The organism is Cryobacterium sp. Hh11, assembly GCF_004404045.1.
GTDB lineage: Bacteria > Actinomycetota > Actinomycetes > Actinomycetales > Microbacteriaceae > Cryobacterium > Cryobacterium levicorallinum.
In genome coordinates this window covers 1-23,152 of the sequence record NZ_SOHF01000019.1, presented here as the reverse complement: position 1 = coordinate 23,152, position 23,152 = coordinate 1, and the positions used below count along the sequence as shown (strand labels likewise).

General features: G+C 65.8%; 20 protein-coding genes and 1 rRNA gene. 2 read left to right on the top strand and 19 right to left on the bottom strand.

Annotation, left to right across the window (positions count from 1 at the left end):
* Positions 1-36 precede the first annotated feature (36 nt).
* The gene (locus E3T46_RS08395; protein ID WP_134578203.1) at positions 37-1,131 is read left to right on the top strand and encodes an SDR family oxidoreductase; all 1,095 of its coding nucleotides are present in this window, start codon (positions 37-39) and stop codon (positions 1,129-1,131) included.
* A 177-nt stretch (positions 1,132-1,308) separates the two neighbouring features.
* Positions 1,309-1,863 (top strand): GAF and ANTAR domain-containing protein, encoded by a 555-nt coding sequence (locus E3T46_RS18430; protein WP_134578202.1) that lies wholly within the window; start codon positions 1,309-1,311, stop codon positions 1,861-1,863.
* Positions 1,864-2,372: 509 nt separating this feature from the next.
* Here the strand turns inward: E3T46_RS18430 and E3T46_RS08385 are convergent.
* The 19 genes from E3T46_RS08385 to rrf all read right to left on the bottom strand — a co-directional run.
* Positions 2,373-3,743, bottom strand: coding sequence for a hypothetical protein (locus tag E3T46_RS08385; RefSeq protein WP_134578201.1), 1,371 nt, complete (start codon positions 3,741-3,743; stop codon positions 2,373-2,375).
* A 231-nt stretch (positions 3,744-3,974) separates the two neighbouring features.
* A complete protein-coding gene (locus E3T46_RS18215) occupies positions 3,975-5,456 on the bottom strand; it encodes a hypothetical protein (RefSeq protein ID WP_194092396.1) in 1,482 nt (493 codons plus the stop codon).
* Positions 5,457-5,669: 213 nt separating this feature from the next.
* Positions 5,670-7,181: a ribosome biogenesis GTPase Der gene (gene der, locus E3T46_RS08375; RefSeq protein ID WP_134578200.1), complete on the bottom strand. Its 1,512-nt coding sequence runs from the start codon at positions 7,179-7,181 to the stop codon at positions 5,670-5,672.
* Positions 7,174-7,866 carry a (d)CMP kinase gene (gene cmk, locus E3T46_RS08370; protein ID WP_134578199.1) on the bottom strand — a complete coding sequence of 231 codons (693 nt, stop codon included), beginning with the start codon at positions 7,864-7,866 and terminating at the stop codon, positions 7,174-7,176. The genes der and cmk overlap by 8 nt, the downstream gene beginning before the upstream one ends.
* Positions 7,867-7,869: 3 nt before the next feature.
* On the bottom strand, positions 7,870-8,952 hold the full coding sequence (locus E3T46_RS08365; protein ID WP_134467860.1) for a prephenate dehydrogenase: 1,083 nt from the start codon (positions 8,950-8,952) through the stop codon (positions 7,870-7,872).
* A 27-nt stretch (positions 8,953-8,979) separates the two neighbouring features.
* Positions 8,980-9,789 carry a pseudouridine synthase gene (locus E3T46_RS08360; protein WP_134467890.1) on the bottom strand — a complete coding sequence of 270 codons (810 nt, stop codon included), beginning with the start codon at positions 9,787-9,789 and terminating at the stop codon, positions 8,980-8,982.
* A gap of 8 nt (positions 9,790-9,797) precedes the next feature.
* Positions 9,798-10,475, bottom strand: a complete 678-nt coding sequence (locus tag E3T46_RS08355; protein ID WP_134578198.1) for an SMC-Scp complex subunit ScpB — start codon at positions 10,473-10,475, stop codon at positions 9,798-9,800.
* Entirely contained in the window at positions 10,465-11,274 is an 810-nt protein-coding gene (locus E3T46_RS08350) for a ScpA family protein (RefSeq protein ID WP_134578197.1), read from the bottom strand. The genes E3T46_RS08355 and E3T46_RS08350 overlap by 11 nt, the downstream gene beginning before the upstream one ends.
* Positions 11,258-12,145 (bottom strand): ParA family protein, encoded by an 888-nt coding sequence (locus E3T46_RS08345; protein WP_233195351.1) that lies wholly within the window; start codon positions 12,143-12,145, stop codon positions 11,258-11,260. Before E3T46_RS08345 ends, E3T46_RS08350 begins: the two co-directional genes overlap by 17 nt.
* A 167-nt stretch (positions 12,146-12,312) precedes the next feature.
* Entirely contained in the window at positions 12,313-13,305 is a 993-nt protein-coding gene (locus E3T46_RS08340) for a site-specific tyrosine recombinase XerD (protein ID WP_134578196.1), read from the bottom strand.
* Positions 13,306-13,307: 2 nt separating this feature from the next.
* On the bottom strand, positions 13,308-13,940 hold the full coding sequence (locus E3T46_RS08335) for an NUDIX hydrolase (RefSeq protein WP_134578195.1): 633 nt from the start codon (positions 13,938-13,940) through the stop codon (positions 13,308-13,310).
* On the bottom strand, positions 13,933-15,645 hold the full coding sequence (locus E3T46_RS08330; RefSeq protein ID WP_277870945.1) for a CTP synthase: 1,713 nt from the start codon (positions 15,643-15,645) through the stop codon (positions 13,933-13,935). Before E3T46_RS08330 ends, E3T46_RS08335 begins: the two co-directional genes overlap by 8 nt.
* 14 nt (positions 15,646-15,659) lie before the next feature.
* Positions 15,660-17,381: a DNA repair protein RecN gene (gene recN, locus E3T46_RS08325; RefSeq protein WP_134578194.1), complete on the bottom strand. Its 1,722-nt coding sequence runs from the start codon at positions 17,379-17,381 to the stop codon at positions 15,660-15,662.
* A gap of 4 nt (positions 17,382-17,385) precedes the next feature.
* Complete coding sequence (locus E3T46_RS08320) at positions 17,386-18,306, bottom strand: NAD kinase (protein ID WP_134444521.1); 921 nt, start codon at positions 18,304-18,306, stop codon at positions 17,386-17,388.
* 4 nt (positions 18,307-18,310) lie between these two features.
* Positions 18,311-19,111 (bottom strand): TlyA family RNA methyltransferase, encoded by an 801-nt coding sequence (locus tag E3T46_RS08315; RefSeq protein ID WP_134473497.1) that lies wholly within the window; start codon positions 19,109-19,111, stop codon positions 18,311-18,313.
* Between the two features lie 104 nt (positions 19,112-19,215).
* Positions 19,216-19,365 carry a hypothetical protein gene (locus E3T46_RS17865; protein WP_166790215.1) on the bottom strand — a complete coding sequence of 50 codons (150 nt, stop codon included), beginning with the start codon at positions 19,363-19,365 and terminating at the stop codon, positions 19,216-19,218.
* Positions 19,366-19,374: 9 nt separating this feature from the next.
* On the bottom strand, positions 19,375-20,403 hold the full coding sequence (locus E3T46_RS08310; RefSeq protein ID WP_134444523.1) for an HAD-IIA family hydrolase: 1,029 nt from the start codon (positions 20,401-20,403) through the stop codon (positions 19,375-19,377).
* On the bottom strand, positions 20,381-21,517 hold the full coding sequence (locus tag E3T46_RS17860; protein ID WP_166790214.1) for a hypothetical protein: 1,137 nt from the start codon (positions 21,515-21,517) through the stop codon (positions 20,381-20,383). Before E3T46_RS17860 ends, E3T46_RS08310 begins: the two co-directional genes overlap by 23 nt.
* Before the next feature lie 1,531 nt (positions 21,518-23,048).
* Positions 23,049-23,152 (bottom strand): 5S ribosomal RNA (rrf, locus tag E3T46_RS08305); the annotation flags it as partial.

The following is a 23,152-nucleotide window of genomic DNA, read 5'->3' as shown; positions in this document are numbered from 1 at the left end:
AGGAATACCTCCCACACCACACGGTTACACAAAATAATGACTATTTCACCCGAGCCCCACACCCGCACCGCCATCGTCGTCGGAGCTTCCGGCATCACCGGATCCGCCGTCGTCGACCAGCTTTCCGCCGAGGGTTGGAATGTGCTCGCCTTGGCCCGCCGCGTCGGCCGTGACCTGCCCGGCGTGCGCTGGATCCAAGCCGACCTGCGGTCCCCCGCCGACCTGAAGCGCGCACTGGCCGACGAGAACCCCGAACAGGTCTTCTTCACCGCCTGGTCACGTCAGGACACCGAGGAACTCAACATCGAGGTGAACGCCGGCATGGTGCGGGACCTCCTCGCCGCACTCGCCCACGCGCCGGTGCGCCACGTCGCCCTCGTCACCGGGCTCAAGCACTACCTCGGCCCGTTCGAGGCCTACGGACAGGGCACTATGCCCGAAACCCCCTTTCATGAAGACGAACCGCGCCTCAATGTGGCGAACTTCTACTACGCGCAGGAAGACGAGCTGTTCGCGGCATCCGCTTGCCAAGGGTTTACCTGGTCGGTGCACCGCTCGCACACCGTGATCGGCCATGCCGTCGGCAACCTCATGAACATGGGACTCACCCTCGCCGCGCAGGCATCCCTGTGCAAGCACCTCAGCATTCCCTTTGTGTTCCCCGGCAGCGAGACCCAGTGGAACGGCGTCACCGACATGACCGACGCGACCATCCTCGCTGAGCAGATGGTGTGGGCCGCGACAACGGAAGCCGGCGCCAACGAAGCATTCAATGTCGTCAACGGCGATGTCTTTCGCTGGCGCGCGATGTGGCCGAAGATCGCCGCCTACTTTGACGTCGATCCGGAAGGTTTCGTGAACGAGCCGCGTCCCCTCGAGGTGCAAATGGCCGGCATGGAGCCGGTCTGGGCCGACGTCGCCACCGCACACGGCCTCGTCGAGTCCGATCTGGGGCGCATCGCGTCCTGGTGGCACACCGACGCCGACCTCGGCCGCACCATCGAAGTGTTCACCGACATCACCAAGAGCCGCCTCGCAGGCTTCACCCCGCACCACCGCACGATCGACTCCTTCACATCCCTATTCGACCGCTATCGTGCCGAGAAGCTCATACCTGGCTCCGCAGCCTGATCTCTCGCGGGGAATAGGCCGATCGACTTTCGCGGTAGTTGTGGGCCTTGAAGTCGGCGCCTCCTCCGGTTGGTGCGTCGCACTCTGGTCGTGCAATCAGTCACCAACGTCTCCCGCACACTCTGCTCGATCAATGTGTGATGTTGCTCGACGCCACCGCGGCGAGCCTTCTACTGGCTGATTCAAACGGCAACCTGCAGGTCTGCAGCTACGAGTAAGGAGAGCCACCTCGTGGAGGTACTCCACCACCAGGCCGGGGCAGGTCCTTGCGTCGACGCCTATCGGTCCGGCGCGGTCGTCACGCTGAGCAATATTGCGGCGGACGGATGTCGGTACCCCAATTTTCAGGCGGCACTGTCGCAGGGTTTCCACTCCGTGGATGCCATCCCCCTGCGCTTTCGTCCCAACACCATCGGAGCACTGAATCTGTTTCGAACGCGAATAGGCGCCCTGAGTAGTGAAGACTCCACAATCGGGCAGGCACTGGCAGACGTCGCGACCATCAGTCTCCTTCACGAACGCTCGGCTCGAAAAAATGCCACGGTGAATGCGCAATTGCAGCGTGCACTCACCAGCCGGGTTTTCATCGAGCCGGCCAAAGGCGTCATCGCTGCCCGCAACAACATCCATATGGATGAAGCCTTCAAGCGCCTCCGCGAGCATGCCCGTGCGCACCAGGAGCCGATGCACCGGAGTGCCACAAACGTGATCAACACCGTCGTGATGATCTAGAGGAATCAAGTCCTGAGATCGGCTAGCCGACGCGGGCTTTTCACGTGTCAGTGACGGGCGCTCCTGGGTTCAGCTACTTCGCCAGGAACACGAGCAGCTGCCGGGTCCATTCGTCCTCGGGGGCTCGTGGGCTCGTGGGAGCGTGGGAGCGTGGGAGCGTGCGGCCGTGGAGCAGGCACGATCACTGGGGGCGCGGGTGCTCGAAGGCTACCCGGTGGATGTGACGGCGAAGGCCACGGTGTCGGCGGCGGAGCTCTACCAAGGGTCACTCTCGCTGTTCGAGGCGGCCGGGTTCGAGGTGGTGTCGCGTTTGTCAGCGAGGCGCGCAGTGCTGCGGCTGGCCTGCGGTGATCGGGCGGGACCAGGACCGGGTCCGCCGCGGCGCGGCGCCTGACTCGGCGCGCTGGATATGCAAAAAAGCGGGCCCCGCGTGCTGCGCACGTGGGGCCCGCCTGGTTTCCTGCGAGGGAATTCTTGGTAGGAGCTAGCTGGGTGGGGAGTGCCGCGGCTTAGGCACCCTTGCGGATGGTGACGGCGGTGCCGTCGGTGAAGAAGTTGCGGGCGTGGTCGATGATGGTCGTGGTCGACGAGATGATGCCGCAGTTGAAGTTGTCGGTGTCACGGCCGAACGTGTTGTCCTTGATGACGGTGCCGACCAGGGGGCCGTAGGTCTTCTGGGCGATGTTCACCGTGCAGTGTCCGCCGTCGGCGTAGTTGTTGGTGAAGCTGAAGTTGGAGACCTTTCCGCGGTCCTGGGTGACCTGCACGGCGGCGCTGTAAGCGCCCGTCAGACGGTTGCCGTTGACCTTGATGTTGTTGCCGACCTGAACCTGGATGCCGTCGTCGTGGCTGGGCGTTCCGCCGTGGTTCGGGTCCTGCGCGTAGTGTGCGTGGTCGTGGATCCAGGAGTTCTGCACGGTCACGTTGCTGCCGGTGATGTGGATGCCGTCGATCACGTTGTGAATGTTCAGGCGGGTCGCGGTGAGGTTATAACCGTAGATCCCGTGGTTATTGTTCGACATGACGGTGGGAAAGATTTCAGTGTCGGTCACGACCAGGTTACTGAAGCCACCCAGGTTGTTGATGAGTACGCCGGGCTTGTCGGCACGACCACGAATGATCGAGTTCTTGATCGTGACGTTGGCGGCGTTGATCTTGACCAGACCGCGAATATCGAGGCCGTTGAGCACGGCACCGGGGACGGTGACGGTGATGTCACCGTTGACGACCTTGAGCACGGTACCGGCGGGAACACCGGTATTTGTGCCGTTCAGCATAGTACCGGTGGGCACCGCGGTCGGAGCGGGTGCCGGAGTGGGCGCAGGTACCGGGGCAGGTGCGGGAGCCGGGGCGGGAGCCGGGGCGGGAGCGGGAGCCGGAGCCGGAGCGGGAGCCGGAGCCGGAGCGGGAGCCGGAGTCGGTGCGGGAGCCGGAGTCGGTGCCGGAACGACCTTCTTGGTGTAGCCGACGACGGTCATCTCGACCTTGACGTTGGCGACGCTGCTGGCGACGACAATGGTTCCGTCTGACTTGCTGGTGACCGGAACCGTGTAGGTGCGCTCGGGGCCATCACCGACCGGAGCGGTGAAGTAGTAGCGCTGCGTGTACTCCGGGCCGACCAGAACCTTGATGTCCGTGCGGGCGGCAGCGGTGGTATCGAACATGACGTCAACGGAAGCGGCGTCGGCCGGAATGGTACCGAGGTCGCTCGAGACCTTGCTACCGGCCGGCACGGCGACCGTGACGGTGTTGACGGCGGCGCTGGCCGGCACAACGGCGACGCCGCTGAACGCGACGGCGAAGGCGCCGGCCGCGGCAATGAGGGCGAGTCGGCGAGAAGGTCGAGGGGTAGAACGCGAAGCGAAAGCAGTGGAGGACATGGTTCACATTTCGTCTAGTGCACAGAATCGGGAGGTGCGAGTGAGAGGCTGTAGGAGGCCTTGATGAGTAAGATGAGCATTACCCACAATGGGCAATGCTACAAGCGATCACATCACTTTCTCAGTTTCACCCCTCGTTCAGGGGTAGACACTTTGCAAAATTTGGACAGAAAAAAGCGGCCGGACCTGGGTCAACAGGTCCGGCCGCATCCGTTTAAGGATTTTTGAGAATTACCCCTTGGAAATTTTCACCGGGCTGCCGTCGGTGAAGTAGTTACGAGCGAAGTCGATCTTCGTCGAGGTCTGCGCGATGACAGCACAATTATTCAGACTGGTGTCGCGGCCGAACTCGTTGTCGGTGATCGTCGTACCCTGGAGAGGCCCATAGTCCTTCTCGGCGATATTCACGGTGCAGTGCCCGCCGTCAGCGTAGTTGTCCGTGTACGAGAAGTTGGCGACCCGTCCACGGTCCTGCGTGATCTGCACCGCAGCGCTGTACGCATCGGTCAGGCGATTGCCGGTGACGCTGATATTACTGCCGACCTGGATTTGGATCGAGTCGTCGTGACTCGGCGTACCGCCGTGATTCGGGTCGTTCCGGTAGTGCAGGTTGTCGTGGATCCAGCTGTCCTTGATCACGACGTTGCTGCCGGTGACGTGGATTCCGTCGATGACATTGTTGATGTTCAACCGGGTCGCGGTGAAGTTGTAGCCGTAGATGCCCATGGCGTCGGGCGACGCGATGGAGGGGCGCAGCTCGGTATCGACAATCACGAGGTTGCTGAAGCCGCCGAGGTTATTGATCAGCGCCCCGATGCCGTTCAATTCGCGACCACGGATGATGGAGTTCTTAATGGTGACGTTCGCGGCCTCAATTTTGACCAGACCACGAATGTCGAGGCCATCGAGCACGGTGCCGGCCTTGGTGACAGTGATGTCATCGTTGTGTACGGTGAGCGCGGTACCGGCAGGAACGCCGGTGTTGGACTTACCGGGCATACCGCCACGCGACGGGGTGGGCTCGGGAGCCGGCGTCGGAGTGGGAGTGGGCGTCGGAGTGGGCTCGGGAGTCGGGGTGGGCTCGGGCGTCGGAGTCGGCTCGGGGGCCGGGGTGGGCTCGGGAGTCGGCGTGGGCGACGGCTTCGGAGCTGGTGCCAGCACGGGACTGGGCGTTGGCGCGCGACCAGCCTCGCCGCGTTCGAAACCGACGAGGGCGAGATTCAGCGACACTGTCGAGGCGTTACTGCTCGCGGTGATCGTGCCGTCGGTCTTATCCGTCACGGGAACCGTGATGGTGGCCTTAGCGCTCGTTCCGGTCGGAGCGGTGAATGAATAGGTTTGGGTGTTCTCGGGGCCGACAGAAATTTCGACCTGGGTGGGCACTCCATCGTTCGATGTGGAGTATTCCACGTCGATGGAGCTCAGGCCGGTAGGTACATTGCCCAATCGGGTGGTGACACTTTCGCCGGCCGGGACAACGATGGACGGGCTCATCGAGTCGGCAGCGCTTCGGTCGGCACCGCTTCGGTCGGAGCCGCCTACTTCGGCGATAGCCGGAACAGCAGCGAGCCCCGAGAGGGCGATCGTCGAGGCGGCAAGTGCCGCCCAAACAGCCAATCGTCGAGCCCGGGGCGAGCTACTTACGGCGAGGTGTTGAGGGGTACCGGTTGAGTTGTGGTCGATTTTGGACGTGCGGGCTTCTTTATATGCCATGGGCTCGTTATGTATATTCCGGGTCGCGCACAAGTTCGGTACGTGCAGGTGGTCGGCTGTAGGGAGCCATTAGGGTAAGACTTGAGCTTGGCTCAGAATATCCGAAGACACAAATCGACCCGGAACATTCCAACTTCATAACGATGCCCGCCGGATACGAAAAATGCGGCCGGACCTGCATAAACAGGCCCGACCGCATCCGTTCAAAAAAAGTTAGCGTTTGCGCTTCTCGCGCACGCGCATGCTGAGGTTGATCGGGCTTCCCTCGAAGCCGTAGATCTCGCGCAGGCGACGCTGAATGTAGCGACGGTAGCCTGGGTCGAGGAACCCGGTGGTGAAGACCACGAACGTCGGCGGACGGCTCGAGGCCTGGGTGCCGAACAAGATGCGCGGCTGCTTGCCGCTGCGCACGGGGTGCGGGTGGGCTGCGGCAAGCTCGGCGAGGAAGGCGTTGAACTTACCGGTGGCGATGCGGGTGTCCCACGATTCGAGCGCGAGCTCGAGGGCCGGAACCAGCTTCTCCATGTGGCGACCGGTCTTGGCGGAGATGTTCACGCGCGGGGCCCACGCCACGTGGGCCAGGTCCTGCTCGATTTCACGTTCGAGGTAGCGGCGACGGTCGTCGTCGATCTGGTCCCACTTATTGAAGGCGAGCACGAGCGCACGGCCCGACTCGATCACGAGGTCGATGACGCGCACGTCCTGCTCGCTGATGACCTCGGTCACGTCGAGCAGCACGACGGCAACCTCGGCCTTTTCGAGGGCGGCGCTGGTGCGCAGCGAGGCGTAGAAGTCGGCGCCCTGCGAGAGGTGAACACGGCGACGGATGCCGGCGGTATCGACGAAGCGCCACACCTTACCGCCGAGTTCAACCTGCTCGTCCACCGGGTCACGGGTTGTGCCGGCGAGCTCGTTGACAACAACGCGCTCCTCCCCCACCACCTTGTTGAGCAGGCTGGACTTTCCGACGTTCGGGCGGCCGAGGATGGCCACGCGGCGCGGGCCGCCGACCTCCTGCTTGGCAACGTTGGAGATTTCGGGCAGAACGAGCAGGATCGCATCGAGCAGGTCGGCAACACCACGACCGTGCAGGGCGGAGACCGGCCAGGGCTGGCCGAGGCCGAGCGACCACAGGCTGGCCGCTTCGGGTTCCTGGCGCACGTCGTCGACCTTGTTGGCAATCAGGAAGACCGGCTTGCCGCTCTTGCGCAGCATGCGCACGACGGCCTCATCGGTCGAGGTCGGGCCCACGTTGGAGTCGACGACGAACATGACGAGGTCGGACAGGTCGATGGCGATCTCGGCCTGAGCGGCGACGGAAGCGTCGATGCCCTTGGCGTCTGGCTCCCAGCCGCCGGTGTCGACGAGGCTGAACTTGCGTTCGTGCCACTCCCCCTTGTAGGCAACCCGGTCTCGCGTGACACCGGGAGTGTCCTCCACAACGGCTTCGCGGCGGCCGAGGATTCGATTCACCAGCGCCGACTTGCCCACGTTTGGGCGGCCGACGATAGCGATCACCGGAACGGCGGGAAGGTACTGGATGGCGTCGGGGTCGTTCGTGACGGCCCGCAGTACGTCGAGGTCTTCCTCGTCGAGGTCGTAGTTGTCGAGGTCCGTGCGCAGCGCGGCGGAACGCCGGGTGGCGAGTTCCTCATCGAGATTGGCGAGTCGTTCCGCCAGCTCGGTATCGAGCGCTGAGCTCGTGTCGTCGTATTCGTTACTCATTCAAAGCCCGCTTCGTGCGTGTGTGTATGACGTCGATGACCGCTTCAATGGTCTGCTCGAAGTCGAGATGGGTGGAGTCGACGGTTATCACACCGTCTGCGGCGCTCATGAAATCGACAACCTGTGAGTCAGCGCGATCTCGCGATCGCAGCTGTTCTGCCACGGTTTCAGCCGACTGGGTCGTTATTTCCGCAGAGCGTCTAGCCATTCTAGCCTCCTCGGATGCCGTGAGTAGAATGCGCACCTCCGCCTCGGGGGCGACGATGGTCGTAATGTCGCGTCCTTCGACCACGACACCGGGCCGATCCACGTTCGCGGCGAGGCTGCGAAAGAGCTCGGTGAGCGCAGCCCGCACCTCGGGAACGCGGGCGACAGCGCTCACCGCTGCACTGACTTCCGGCGAGCGGATGGCGTCGGTCACGTCGGTCTCCCCCACCGTCACGAAGTACTCGTCGGGGTCGGTACCGATCGAGTAGTCGAAGTCTTTCAGGAGCGCGGTGACGGCATCCGCCTGGCTGCTGTCGGTGTTGCGGTCGAGAGCCAGCCAGGCCAGCGCCCGGTAAGCGGCGCCGGTGTCGAGGTAGGCGAAGCCAAGGCGGCGTGCGGCAGCACGGCTCACACTCGACTTGCCGCTGCCGGCCGGTCCGTCGATGGCGACGAGGGTGGGGAAGGCGTGACGTGCCATGCGTTAACCAGCAATCCGCCAGCCGCGGGCGGCCAGCTCTTCGGTGAGGCGAGTGACGGCCTCGGGCAGTACGGAGATTTCGGCGAGGCCGATTTGCGCGCCCGGCGAGTGTTCCAAGCGTAAGTCTTCGAGGTTAACTCCAAGGTCGCCGATGTCGTTGAGCAGGCGGGCAATCTGGCCCGGCTGGTCGTTGACCATGACCACCATCGAGGAGAAACGCCGGTCCTGGCCGTGTTTTCCGGGCAGTCGGGCCACTCCGGCGTTGCCCCCGCCGAGTTCTTCGGCGATCTGACGCTGCGCCCCCGGCTTGGCGGGGTCTTCTAGGGCATCGATGAACCGGTCGAGGTCGTCGCGGTAGGCCAGCAGCACATCGCGCACCGGGCCGGCATTGGCGCCGAGAATCTGCACCCACAAATCGGGGTCGCTCGCTGCGACGCGGGTCACGTCGCGCAAGCCCTGACCGGCGAGGTTCAGCGAGGAGTGCGCGGCACCGGTGAGGCGGCGGGCCATCAGGGTCGAGATGACCTGCGGGACGTGCGAGACCAGGGCGACGCCGAGATCATGTTCCTCGGGCGTCATCTCGACCAAAATAGCGCCGAGGTCGAGGATGAGGTCGTCAATGGCTCCCGCCTGCTGATAGCTGATCGCGTCGTGTGCGGCAACGACCCAGGGGCGGCCGATGAACAGGTCGGCGCGGCCGGAGAGCGGGCCGCCCTTCTCCCGACCGGCCAGCGGATGCGATCCAATGTAGCGGCTGATATCGGCGCCACGCTCGCGCAGCTCGGCCAGTGGGGCAAGCTTGACGCTTGCGACATCCGTCACGATCGCGCCGGGGTACGCCTCGAGTTCGCGGGCGACGATGTCGGCGGTGACGTCGGGCGGCACGCAGACCACGATCAGCTGCGGCTCGTCGTCTGGCTGGGCGGCCCGGCCGGCGCCGTAATCGATCGCGATGCGCAGGTTGGTCGGCGAGGCATCGCTAAGGATCGTTTCGATCTTGCGGTTACGCAGGCCGAGGCCGACGCTGGTTCCGAGCAAGCCGACGCCGACGATGCGCACCGGGCCGACGAGGCGGCTTTCAGCCATGGATTTCAGTCCTTAGTTCGCGCGGAGTTAGTTAGCATCAGGGCGCGCGCTCGGCGCCTGGCGGGACACTGTGAGCAGCTGGCCCAGTTCTTCGCGGGTGAGTTCCCGCACGGCGCCCTGCTGCAGGGTGCCGAGGTTCAGCGGCCCGAACTGGCGACGCACCAGATCAACCACGGGGTGACCGACGGCGTCGAGCATCCGTCGCACGATGCGGTTACGGCCGGAGTGCAGGGTCAGCTCGACCATGCTGTAGCCGCCGCCGGGAGGGCTCGTCAGTATGCGGGCCTTGTCGGCGTGAATGGGGCCGTCGTCGAGTTCGATGCCGCTCTGCAGCTGGCCGATGGTCTGCGGCGAGACGCGGCCCTCCACCTTGGCGATGTAGGTCTTGGAGACACCGAAGGAGGGGTGGGCGAGCACGTGGGCGAGGTCGCCGTCATTGGTGAGAATGAGCAGGCCGCTGGTCTGGGCATCGAGCCGGCCCACGTTGAACAGGCGTTCATCGAACTGGTCGGTGAACTCGCGCAGGTCGGGGCGGCCGCTCTCGTCCTGCATCGAGGAGACGACGCCGACCGGCTTGTTGAGCATGAGGTACCGGCGGGTGGTGTCGAGCTGCACGGCCACGTTGTCGACGGCGACCTGGTCGGTTTCAGGGTGCACGCGGCGACCGAGCTCGGTGACGACCTTGCCGTTCACCCGCACGCGACCGGAGGTGATGAGATCTTCGGAGACGCGGCGGCTGGCGACGCCGGCCGAGGCCAGTACCTTCTGCAGGCGGACGCCGTCGGCGGCGGCCTCCGGGTTGAAGTTGGGGTCGCGGGGCGTCTGGTCCTGGGGGATGTTGTCGGTCAAAGCAGATCCTCGAATCCGTCGGTTCCGCCGTCAAGCAACGGCGATAGGTGGGGTAACTCGTCGAGCGAGTTGATTCCGAGCTGGGTAAGCAGCAAGTCTGTGGTGGCGTAGTTGATCGCGCCGGTTTCACTGTCGGTAAAGGCCTCGGTGACCAGGCCGCGCCCGAGCAGGGTACGCACGACGGAGTCGACGTTGACCGCCCGAATGCTCGCAACCTGGCCGCGGCTGATCGGCTGCTTGTAGGCGATCACGGCGAGCGTCTCAAGGGCCGCCTGGCTGAGCCGGCTGGGATTCTGCGTGAGCACGAAGTCGGTCACGAGTTCGTCGTGGGTGGCGCGCACGTAGATGCGCCAGCCGCCGGCGACCTCGCGCAGCTCAAAGCCGCGACGCACCGTTTGGGTACCGTCGGTGCTGCGCAGGCCGTCGAAATCAGCGACCAGCCGGGCAACGGATGCCGCCACCGCGGCGATGGGCCGCCCGACGGCGGTCGCGAGGTGTACGAGCCCCTGCGGTTCGTCAGCGACCATGAGCACGGCTTCGAGCTGGCGGTCGAGGGAGTGGTCTGCGGCGTTCTGGTCTTGGTCTCTTTCGCTGGCGGCCGGTGAAGCGGATGCTGCAGCATCCGTTTGCGGCGTGCGTGACCGGGTGTCGGTGGTCGGGTTTTCAATTGTCATAGTCGGCTCCGAGCGAGGCGAGGGTTTCGTCGGTCCAGGACTGGGTGCTCCAGCGCAGGGTGAGCTCACCGAGGGGCTCGATTTGGTCGAAGGAGACGGCACCATGGCGGTACAGCTCGAGCACCGCGAGAAAGCGGGCGATAATGACGCCCTTCTCGTCGGTGCCGGCGATGAGCGCACGAAACGAGACCGGCTCCCCCGGCTGCAGCATGGCGACGACGTAGGCGGCCTGCTCGCGGATGCTCACGAGCGGCGCGTGCAGGTGGTCGAGGCCCACACTGGGCAGCTCGCGCGGGGCGAGGGCGACGGCTGCCAGCGCGGCGAAGTCGGCGAGGGAGAGCGTCCAGACCAGCTCTGGGGTCTTCTGGCGGTACTTCTCTTCGAGGCGCACCGAGCGCACGTGTCGGCGGGTCTCGATCTCGAGCTGCCCGCTGAACCAGGTCGCGGCCTGCTTGAAGGCGCGGTACTGCAGCAGGCGGGCGAACAGCAGGTCGCGGGCTTCGAGCAGGGCGACGTCTTCGGCGTCGACGAGTTCGCCCTGCGGAAGCAGTCCGGCCACCTTGAGATCCAGCAGTGTCGCGGCGACGACCAGAAATTCGGTGGCCTGGTCGAGTTCTTCCGCCGCGTCAAGGCCGCGCAGGTAGGAGATGAACTCGTCGGTGACCTGGCTGAGCGAGATCTCGGTGATGTCGAGTTCGTGCCGGGTGATCAGTTTCAACAGCAGGTCGAACGGACCCTCGAAAACGCCGAGGGCGACCGAAAACGCGGGCTTCTCGGCCGCGCTAGGCGACTGCGCCACGGTGGATCAATTCGCGGGCCACCTGCAGGTAGGCCTTGGCAGCCGCGTGCTCTGGCGCGAAGTCGGTGATGGGTACCCCGGCCACGCTCGCGTCGGGAAACTTGACGGTGCGGCCGATGACGGTTTCGAGCACGCTGTGACCGAAGGCGTCGACGACTCGCTCGAGTACCTCGCGGGAGTGCAGGGTGCGGGAGTCGTACATGGTGGCGAGAATTCCGTCGAGTTCGATCGCCGGGTTGAGGCGGTCGCGCACCTTGTCGATGGTTTCGATGAGCAGGGCGACACCGCGCAGGGCGAAGAATTCGCACTCCAGCGGAATCAGCACGCCGTGGCTCGCGGTGAGCGCGTTCACGGTGAGAATGCCGAGCGACGGCTGGCAGTCGATGAGAATGACGTCGTAGTCGCCGGACACCTTGCGCAACACGCGGGACAGAATCTGCTCACGGGCGACCTCGTTGACCAGGTGCACCTCGGCGGCAGAGAGGTCGATATTGGCCGGGATGACGTCGAGTCCCTCGACCGAGGTCGGCTGGATAGCGTCTTTCGGGTCGACCTTGCCGTTGAGCAGCAGGTCGTAGATGGTGGTGACGTCGTGCGTGGGCACGCCGAGTCCGGCCGAGAGGGCGCCCTGCGGGTCGAAGTCGATCGCGAGCACGCGGCGGCCGTAGCGGGCCAGGGCGGCACCGAGGTTGATGGTCGTCGTGGTCTTGCCGACGCCACCCTTCTGGTTGCACAGGGAGATGATGCGGGCCGGACCGTGGCTTTTCAACGGCTCCGGTTCGGCGAATTCGTGTTTTTCGCGTCCCGTCGGGCCCACCGGTATCTCATCGAAACCGGGAAGCGAAATCCGCTCGCTCAACTTACGCGTCACTGGCCCGCCCTTGATTTGTCCTGCACCCATCACTTGGTCGATTCTAGCGATTAGATCGCCCGGTCTTCGCAAGGATCGCCGCGCACCCCCTGCCACCGCTCGCGAGAGCGCAAAAAGTGCCCGTTTGGACTCGCCATACGGGCACTTTTTGCGCTCTCGCGCAATTATCAGCGGGCTCTTGGGTGGGAGAGGGTGTACATGTCGCGGAGGGTGTCTGCTGTGACCAGGGTGTAGATCTGGGTGGTGGCTACCGACGAATGGCCGAGCAGTTCTTGCACGACGCGCACGTCGGCGCCGCCGGCGAGCAGGTGTGTCGCGAAGGAATGCCGCAGGGTGTGCGGGGAGACGGGCACAGTGAGTCCGGCGCGTTCGGCAGCCGCGCGAATGATGAGCCAGGCGTTTTGCCGACTCACTCGCTGCCCTCGCAGCCCGAGAAACAGTGCCGGCGTCGACCGTCCGCGCGCCGACAACATCGGCCGGGCCCGAACCAGGTAGTCAGAGACGGCGGCGCGGGCGAAGCTACCGACAGGAACGATGCGCTGCTTGTCGCCCTTGCCGGTGAGCCGCACGGAGTCGAAGTCTTCGAGGCGCACGTCGTCGACGTTGAGATCGACCACCTCACTCACCCGCGCGCCGGTCGCGTAGAGCAATTCGAGCAGGGCCTTGTCGCGCAGGCGCTGCACATCGTCGCCGTCGGTCGCCGCGAGCAGCGCGGCCACCTGCTCGATCGAGATGGCCTTGGGCAGGCGCAGGGCGAGTTTGGGCGGCTTACTGTCGTGCGCGACATCCGTTTCGACCAGGCCCTCACCGAGCAGAAACCGATGGAATCCACGCACGGTCGAGAGGATGCGCGCGATCGACGCGGCGGTCAGCGGCGACTCCGGACGTAGGCCGAGGTTTCGCACAAATGCCGACACGTGGTGCCGGGTGATGGCGCGCAGGTTCGTGATCGGGCGCGCCGGGGCGTCGGCAGCAGCCGCACCCGCACCCGCACCCGCACCCGCAATGACAGCATCCCCGGCGTCAGAATCAGGCTGGCCGGCCAGCCACGCCGTGTACAGCCCGAGGTCGCGGCGGTAAGCAGCGACGGTGTTCGCGGCGAGACCGCGCTCGACCGCCACGTGCCGCAGATACCCATCTACCGCCGTGGCGATCGTCATGCCTAGGCTGTGACGTGCCGGTTGAGTGGATGCCGCGGCCACGGCAAGTCGGCCGGCGCGAGCGTGCTCCACCCGCGTGACTTGGCCACGTGCGCGGCCAGAATACCCACGATCAGGATCGGGTTCTCGACCCGCCGCGCCAGGACGGCGTCGACGCAGTCGTCGAGGGACACCCAGCGCAACTCGATATCGGCTTCTTCTTCGGTGCGTGCGAAGGCGGGAACCGCCGAGACGCCGCGCGCCAGGTAGACCCGGATAGCTTCATTGCTGCCGCCGGGCGAGGTGTAGAACTCGGTGAGCAGCGCCCAGTCGGTGGCGACGACATCCGCTTCTTCGGCGAGCTCGCGCTGGGCACCGATCAGGGCATGCTCGCCGCTCACGTCGAGCAGCCCGGCGGGCAGCTCCCAGCCGCGCAGGCCGGTCGGGTGCCGGTACTGCTTGATCAGCAGTACCCGGTCGTGCTCGTCGAGGGCCAGCACGGCCACCGCGCCGGGGTGGTCGAGGTATTCGCGGGTGATGCTCGCGCCGTTGTACTCGAAGCTGTCGCGGCGCACGTTCCAGATGGCGCCGTCGAAGACGACCTCGCTCGCGGTCACCGTGACCGGAGCCACGTCATCTTGCAGTGGTTCAGGCACTGAGCTCTTCCTTCACCTCGAACAACCGGCTGGCCTGCTGGCGGTCGAGGGCTGCGGCGACCAGGCCGCGAAACAGCGGATGCGCGTGGTTCGGCCTGGACCGCAGCTCCGGGTGGGCCTGGGTTCCGACGTAGAACGGGTGCTCGTCGCGCTTGAGCTCGACGTATTCGACCAGGTGGCGGTCCGGACTGGTTCCGGAGAACCACAGGCCGGCCAGGGCGATCTGGTCACGGAAGGCGTTGTTGACCTCGTAGCGGTGGCGGTGACGTTCGGACGCCTCATTGGCGCCGTACAGCTCGGCGACGAGGGATCCCTCGGCGAGCGTTGCCGGGTAGAGGCCGAGGCGCATGGTGCCACCGAGGTCGCCGCCGGCGATGATTTCGACCTGTTCTTCCATGGTCGCGATGACCGGAAACTCTGTTTCCGGGTCGAACTCGCTGGAGGAGGCGCCGGGCAGGTCGGCCTTGTTGCGGGCGTATTCGATGACCATGCACTGCAGGCCGAGGCACAGTCCGAGCACCGGGATGCCGTTTTCGCGGGCGAATTTGAGGGCGCCGAGCTTGCCCTCGATGCCGCGAATGCCGAACCCGCCGGGCACGCAAATGCCGTCAAGTTCGCCGAGCAGACGCGCGGCTCCCTCGTCGGTCTCGCAGTCGTCGGAGCCGATCCAGACGATTTTGACCTTGGCCTGGTTGGCGAACCCGCCGGCTCGCAGCGCCTCGGTGACCGAGAGGTAGGCATCCGGCAGGTCGATGTACTTGCCGACCAGGCCGATGGTGACCTCGTGCTTGGGGTGGCGCACGGCTTCGAGCAGGTTCTCCCAGCCGGTCCAGTCGACGCCGTCAGCGACGAGGCCGAGGGCGTTGACGATGTACTTGTCGAGGCCCTGGTCGTGCAACATGGTGGGGATTTCGTAGATCGACGCGACGTCGACGGCGTTGACCACGGCGTCTTCGTCAACGTCGCACATGAGCGCAATTTTGCGCTTGTTCGCCTCGGAGACGGGCCGGTCGCTGCGCAGCACGAGGGCGTCCGGCTGAATTCCAATGGAACGCAGTGTCGCGACGGAGTGCTGGGTGGGCTTGGTCTTCTGCTCGCCGGCCGCGCCGAGGAACGGAACGAGCGAGACGTGCACGAAGAAGACGTTGCCGCGGCCGAGTTCGTGGCGCACCTGACGGGCAGCCTCGAGGAACGGCTGGGACTCGATGTCACCAACGGTGCCGCCGACCTCGGTGATGATGACGTCGGGGCGCACCTCATCGCTCGCCTGCAGGCGCATGCGGCGTTTGATCTCGTCGGTGATGTGCGGAATGACCTGCACGGTGTCGCCGAGGTATTCGCCACGGCGTTCCTTGGCGATCACCTGCGAGTAGATCTGCCCGGTCGTCACGTTGGCCGACTGGCCGAGGTTGATGTCGAGAAAACGTTCGTAGTGCCCGATGTCGAGGTCGGTCTCTGCGCCGTCGTCGGTCACGAAGACCTCGCCGTGCTGGAACGGGTTCATCGTTCCCGGGTCGACGTTGAGATACGGGTCGAGCTTCTGCATGACGACCCTCAGGCCGCGTGCCGTGAGTAGGTTTCCGAGGCTGGCCGCCGTCAAGCCCTTACCGAGCGAGGAGACCACACCCCCGGTCACGAAGATGTGCTTGGTTGTGCCGTTTGACCTGCTCGGTCCTGATCTGTCCGCAATTATATTTTCCACCACGGGCTTCAATGCTATCACCTGATTTTTGTCGCTGACTGGGGCGGGATGGACTGGGCGAGGTCGAGCAGTTCTCTGGCGTGTTCGAGGCCGCTCTTCGAGTCGGGCAGACCCGACAGCAGGCGGGCCATTTCGGCGGCCCGATCCTCGCCGCGCAACTGGCGCACGCTCGAGGCGGTGACGGATCCGTCGCTGTCCTTGACCACGCTGAGGTGGTTCACGGCGAACGCGGCGACCTGAGCGAGGTGGGTGACCACGATCACCTGGGCGGTTTCGGCCAGGCGGGCCAGTCGCCGTCCTATTTCAATCGCGGCGGCGCCGCCGACGCCGGCGTCGATCTCGTCGAAGACGAAGGTGGGCACCGGGTCGGTCGCGTTGATGACGACCTCGATAGCGAGCATGACCCGAGACAGCTCGCCACCGGATGCCCCGCGTGCGAGCGATCGCGGCTCGGCCCCGGCGTGGGGCTGCAGCAGTAGGCGCACGAGGTCGCAGCCGGTGACGGTGAATTCGGCCCCTGGCTCGACCTCCACGTGGAGGACGGCGTCCGGCATTGCCAGTGCGCCGAGCTCTGCGGTGACCAGGGCACCGAGACGCACGGCTGCCGCTGCACGGAGCGCGGTGAGGGCGGTGGCGAGATCGGTGACCAGCAGATGGTCGGCATCCGTTTCAGCGGTGAGGGTTTCGATGCGGTCGGAGTCGGAGTCGAGCTCGAGCAGACGGGTGCTGCCGGTATCCAGAAATTCGATGGCCTCGTCGAGGCCGCCGGGGTATTTACGGGCGAGGATGCTCAGTTCGGCGCGGCGTTCCTGCACGATTTCGAGTTCGCGGGCACCGTCGGCATCGAGGCCGGCGAGGTAGCTGGAGAGTTCGGCGGCGATATCCGCGACGACGAAACCGACGTTGGCGATCGCTGTGACGAGCGGTGGCAGCGCCACATCGTGGGTGGCGACCCGGTCGAGGGCGCGCCGGGCGGTTTCGAGCAGCGCGACAACGTCAGGCAGGTCGTCGGGGTTATCTTCGGCGGAGATGAGCTGGCGGGCCTGTTCCCCGGCCAAGCGCAACTCTTCGAGGTTGCCGAGGCGTTCGGCCCGTTCACCGAGCTCGGCGTCTTCGCCGCGTTGCGGGGCGACCGTTTCGATCTCAGCGATGGCGGCCCGCAGGTCGTCGGCTTCGCGGGAGCGCAAATCCTGTTCGGTGACGAGCCGGTCCAGGTCGGTCTGGTTGGCCTGCCAGCGGTGGAAGGCGTGTTGGTAGTCGGCGAGCACTGCGGAGAGGTCGGACCCGGCGAAGCGGTCGAGGGCGTCGCGCTGGGCGGCGGCGGAGCGCAGGCGCACCTGGTCGCTTTGGCCGTGCACGACGACGAGGTCGTTGCGCAGGTCGCCGAGTACGCTCGCCGGAGCGCCGCGTCCGCCGACCGTCGCCCGGCTGCGCCCTTCGCTCGAGACGGAGCGTCCGAGAATGAGTTCGGGGCCGTCGAGGTCTCCCCCGGCGTCGCGCACGCGTTCAGCGACGGGACCGCCGGGGTCGATGACCCAGCGGCCCTGCACGAAACTTTGCGGCTGGCCCTGCCGCACGGTGCCGGCATCCGCTCGATCGCCGAGTAGCAGGCCGAGCGCGGTGACCACCATGGTTTTTCCGGCGCCGGTTTCACCGGTGACGGCGGTGAATCCAGGCCCAAGCGGCAGCGTCGCCTCGGCGATGACGCCGAGGTCGCGAATGAACAGCTCGTCGATCATCGAATTACTCGCGGCCGACCGGGCCGCGCCAGCCGGTGACCGGCAGGTTGAATTTGTTGACCAGGCGGTCCGTGAACGGGCCGATGTGCAGGCGGGCCAGGCGCACCGGCACGCTCGAGCGGCGCACGATCACGCGGGCGCCGCTCGGAAGGTCCTGGGTACGGCGGCCATCGGCGCACAGCACGGCGCGGGCTCCGGTGCGGGAGAGCACCTCGACGGCCAGGGACGAATCGGGGCCGACGACGAGCGGCCGGGCGAACAGGGCGTGCGCGCTGAGCGGTACCAGCAGCAGCGCTTCGACGCCCGGCCAGACGATGGGGCCGCCGGCCGAGAACGAGTACGCGGTCGAGCCGGTCGGGGTGGAGAACACGACGCCATCGCAGCCAAATGACGATAGCGGACGGCCGTCAACCTCGACGACAACCTCGATCATGCGTTCGCGGCTGGCCTTTTCGACGGTGACTTCGTTGAGCGCCCAGGTTTCGTAGACAACCTCGTTGGCGACCTTGACCCGCACCGACAGGGCAAGTCGTTCTTCGACCTCGTAGTCGCCCTTAAGGGCGCGGCGCACGGCCTCACCGAGGTCGTCCCGCTCGCTCTCGGCGAGAAAACCGACGTGGCCGAGATTGATACCGAGCAGCGGGGCCGAACAACCACGCACGAGTTCGGCCGAACGCAGAATGGTGCCGTCACCGCCGAGCACGATGACCAGCTCGAGGTCGGCGGTTGTCACGGTCTCACCGAGAATGGCGATGTGCCCGTTGAGCTCCGGGCAGGCAGCGAGCAGGTCGGCGCGTTCATCGCTGGCCAGCACCGGCACGGCGCCCGCGGCGAGAAGCTGCTTGCAGACCGTCGAGGCGGCTTCAACCGAGTCGAGGCGACCGGTATGGGCAACGATGAGAAAGTACCGCGGGGTGTCGCTCAACTCGTCACGCCCCCACCACGGTTTCGATCCGTTCCATCCATTCTGTCGGATTTGAGCCGGCCGTGGCGCTCATCCAGCACAGATACTCGTGATTTCCGGCCGCCCCGATAATGGGCGAGGCGATCACGCCGCAGGTTTTCAGGCCGAGGTCCCAGCCGGCCCACAGCACGCCGGCGATCGAGTCGCTGCGCAGGCCCTTGTCGTGCACGATGCCCTCCCGAATGCCGCCGCGGCCCACCTCGAACTGCGGCTTGATCAGCAGTACAAAGTCGGCGCCCTGTGCTGCCGTGGCCGCGAGGGCCGGCAGCACGGTCGTGAGGGAGATGAACGACAGGTCGGCCACGACGAGGTCGGGTCGGGTGTCGATTCCGGATGCCCCGGCGAGGGTTTCCGGTGTCGCATAGCGGATATTGTAGCCCTCGACCAGTTTCAGACGCGGCTCGGTCTTCAGTTGCGCTGCCAGCTGCCCATGGCCGACATCGGCCGCGATCACCTGGGCGGCGCCACGTTCGAGCACCACCTGGCTGAAACCGCCGGTGCTCGCGCCGGCATCGAGCACGGTGCGCCCGGTGACGCTCAGGTTGAACGCGTCGAGGGCGGCGATGAGCTTGTGGGCACCGCGGCTGACGTAGTGGTCGGTCGCGGCCACCTCGAGAACAGCATCCGCTGACACTTTGGTGCTGGCCTTCACGACCGGCAGTCCGTCTACCGTGACGAGGCCGTCGGCGATGAGTTTCGCCGCGACGGTTCGGGAGCGCACCAGCCCCCGATCGGCGAGGGCGGCGTCGAGGCGGGAGGCTGGCATCCGTTCTGGAACGCTGTCGGTGTCGTTCAACTCGTCGGGAAGGTCGGCGTCGTTCTCAGGCATGGGTGCGTCTGGTTCCTGGTCGTTGGGTGTGCTGGTGCCGGTCATGCCTGGCCAGCCTGGTCGGCGTCTTCGAGCCGTTCGCGCAACTGCTCGTGCAGCTCCCCGAACGCCGCGGCGCGCGCCTCGAGCGGCTGGGCCTCGATCTTCGCCAGTTGCGCGGCGAGATCGACCGGTACGGGTTCGGGGTTCACAGCTCTAGGCTACTGCGCGAGATACAGTCGCTCCGGAACGTTAAGCCCGTAAATGGCCCGTCCCGACCGATAGATCGCAGCGCAGGCGGCGCGCAGCAGATTGATTGCGCCGTCACCGTCTTTCAGAATCTGCACGTCATTGCCGTGCACGCGCACGCTGGCCCCGTTGACCGTCGCGGTCGAGCCGTCCTTGGAGAACACGGTCTCCGGGTACGGTTCGTGCAGCTGCTGCAGGTTGTCAAGGATGAAGGCGGGCTGCGAATCCTTATCGGCGGCCAGGGCCTGCTTAGCCCGGTCGATGCCGGTCAGCACGAGCACGGCGGGAATTCCGGCCCGGTTCGCGCCGAGAATGTCGGTATCGAGGCGGTCGCCGATGAAGAGCGCGTTCTGCGCGCCGAACCGCCGAGTAGCTTCCAGAAAAATGGCCGCTTCGGGTTTACCGGCCACGAGTGGCAGCCGCCCGACCGCGGTGTGCACGGCCGAAACCAGCGTGCCGTTACCCGGAGCGATGCCGCGGGCGACCGGAATGGTCCAGTCCGTGTTAGTCGCGATCCACGGAATGCCCGTGCCCACACCGTCGGCGTTGAGCGCGAAGGCCGCTTCCGCGAGGTGCACCCAGCCAACCTCGGGCGAGAAACCCTGGATCACAGCGGCCGGCTTGTCGTCGGCCGAGCGGGTCACCACAAATCCGGCCTTCTGCACCTCGTCGACCAGACCGTCGCCTCCAACCACGAGGATGCTCGCGCCCGGTGCGACCTGCTCGGCGAGCAGCCGCACGGCTGCCTGGGGGGAGGTGACGACATCCGTTGCCGCCACACTCAGCCCGAGCTCGGTGAGGTGGTCAGCGACCGACTGATCGGTGCGCGAAGCGTTATTGGTGATGTAGCCAACGCGAATCGTCTCAGCGGCACGGTTCAGGCTCTCGACGGCGAAGGGGATCGCCGCCGGGCCCGCGTACACCACACCGTCCAGATCGGTCAGCAGAACGTCAACGCCGTCCAGCGGCGTCGCCGACTCAGGCTTTCGGCGATGCAGCATTCGGCTCCGTCTCGTCGTCTGCGTCGGCAATCGAAACGGATGCCGCAGCGTCGGTGTCCGCCTCGTTCACGTTATCGATCTCAACGTCGGTTTCGGCGGTGTCCGCCGCTTCGTTGACGATGTCGTCGGCGTCGTCGGCGTCGTCGGCGTCGTCGGCGTCGTCGTCGGCGTCGGTAATCGGCGCAGCGACAGCGTTGAGCCCGGCTTGGGCAACGGCACGAGCCGCTTCGCCGGCGGCCACTGTGTCGTCTTCGTCGTCTTCGTCGTCTTCGTCGTCTTCGTCTCCAGCGTCGGCGGCTTCGGCGGCAAGGGCGGCGTCATCGTCCTCTTCCATTTCTTCGATTTCGACGGTCTCGTCATCGTCACCGGAGGCACCGATGGCAGCGTCGGCGCGGGAGGCCCGCTGAAGCCACTCGTCGGCTTCGTCCTCGCGACCGAGTTCGCTCAGCACCTCAGCGTAGGCGGCGAACAGCTCGGGGCTGTAGGAGAAAGCCGTGTTCGGGTTGAGCTGCGGAATTTCGAGCTCGACGAGCGCGGCATCCGTTTCACCGAGGTCCAGTCGTGCGCCGGACATGGCGATCGCCAGGCCAACCTGCACGGACGGGGACAGCGTGCTGCGATCGACCGAGCGGCCGAGCTCGAGGGCACGGTCGGGGCGGCCGACGCCACGTTCACTGTCGACCATGAGGGGAAGCTGGTCGTTCGAGCCGGAGATGCGACGGTAGGTGCGCAGTTCGCGCAGGGCCAGCGCGAAGTCACCGGTGGCATACGCGGTGATCGCGAGGCTTTCGCGCACAACACCGATACGGCCGGCCCGACGGGCGGCGCTCATCACATGCTGGTGAGCCAGCTGCGGGTTCTCGTCGATGACGCGGGCGGCCATCGCCAGGTGACGGCCGACGGTCTCGGCGTTCTCCTTGGTGAGGGTCTTGAGCTCATTGCGGGCGATGCGGTCAAGGTCATTGGCCGAAATGTCGTCGGGAAGTTCCGGGTCGTCGTGACGCGGACGCACCGAACGCAGCTCGCGCTGCATGCGCTGCTCTTCGGTCATCTCCTCTTCAACGACGCGGGCATCGCGGTCGTTACGGGCCGGAGCGCCGTCGCGGGTCCACAACTTCTTGCCGGCATCGACGCGCGGAGCACCGGCACGGTTCGGAGAACCGCCGCGCTGGGTCCACGGCTTGCTGTCGTTGTCGCTTCTCGGCCGGTCATTGCTGGGCCGGTCAGAGTTACCCCGGTACGGAGGACGCTCACCCTGAGCGGGGCGGTCAGAGTTACCTCGGTACGGAGCCCGGTCGTTTCCTCCGGAAGGACGCTCAGAATTGCCACGGAAGGGAGGTCGCTCCCCCTGGGCAGGACGATCCGAATTACCACGGTAAGGGGGACGCTCACCCTGAGCGGGGCGGTCAGAGTTGCCCCGGTACGGAGCGCGGTCACCCTGCGCGGGGCGGTCAGAGTTACCCCGGTACGGAGCGCGGTCACCCTGCGCGGGGCGGTCAGAGTTACCCCGGTACGGAGGACGCTCACCCTGAGCCGGACGATCAGAGTTGCCCCGGTACGGAGCCCGGTCGTTCCCGCCGGAAGGACGCTCAGAATTGCCACGGAAGGGAGGTCGCTCCCCCTGGGCAGGACGATCCGAATTACCACGGTACGGAGCCCGGTCGCTCCCACCGGAAGGACGCTCCGAATTGCCACGGTACGGGGGACGCTCGCCCTGCGCCGGACGATCCGAGTTACCCCGATACGGAGGGCGCTCACCCTGGGCAGGACGGTCAGAATTCCCGCGATACGGAGGTCGCTCACCCTGCGCAGGACGGTCAGAATTCCCGCGGTAGGGCGCGCGGTCGTTTCCACCGGAAGGACGGTCAGAGTTACCCCGGTACGGGGGACGCTCACCCTGCGCAGGACGGTCAGAGTTACCCCGGTACGGGGGACGCTCACCCTGCGCGGGACGGTCAGAGTTACCCCGGTAAGGAGCCCGGTCGTTGCCGCCGTATGCAGGGCGATCGGAATTGCCGCGATAAGGAGGTCGCTCCCCACCCTGCGCAGGACGATCCGAGTTGCCGCGGTAAGCAGGACGCTCGCCACCCTGCTGCGGGCGGTCGGAGTTACCGCGGTACGGTGGCTTCGCGCCATCGCGTCCGCCGGCAGGTCGCCCATTCGAGGGTCGGCCGCTCTGGTTCGAACGACGGTCGTCCTGACCGTTGTTACGGGAATCGCCGTCGCGGGGTCCTGAAGGGCTCACTGTATCTCCTGTGTAATTAGTCCGGCATTTCGACAGACTTGCTAAGCCTAATCCCTCACGCAAAATCGCGCTGAGAACCCCACCCAAGTGAATGCTGTTCCAACGTCAATCACGTGTCGGTCATGTCGGTGGGGCGTAGGGATTTTTGCGGGGTGACGAGTTCGAGTGTTTGAACTGAGGCGCGAGTCTCCCGACGCCCCGCAAGAGTTCATGGTCGCGTCCCAGAAGCCGGCCCCGGTCGTGCCGATGGCGGTCAGGGCATACTCGACCAACGGATGGGTGAGTGCGAAGCGGGACCGCTTGCGGTGTGGTGTTAACGAGAAACGGCCACCCTGGGGTGGCTCGTTAACGCAGAAAAGCCACCCCGTGAGGGATGGCTTTTCTGTTGTTTCTAAGTTAAGTCCGGCGGTGTCTTACTCTCCCACAGGGTCCCCCCTGCAGTACCATCAGCGCTGAGAGTCTTAGCTTCCGGGTTCGGAATGTGACCGGGCGTTTCCCTCTCGC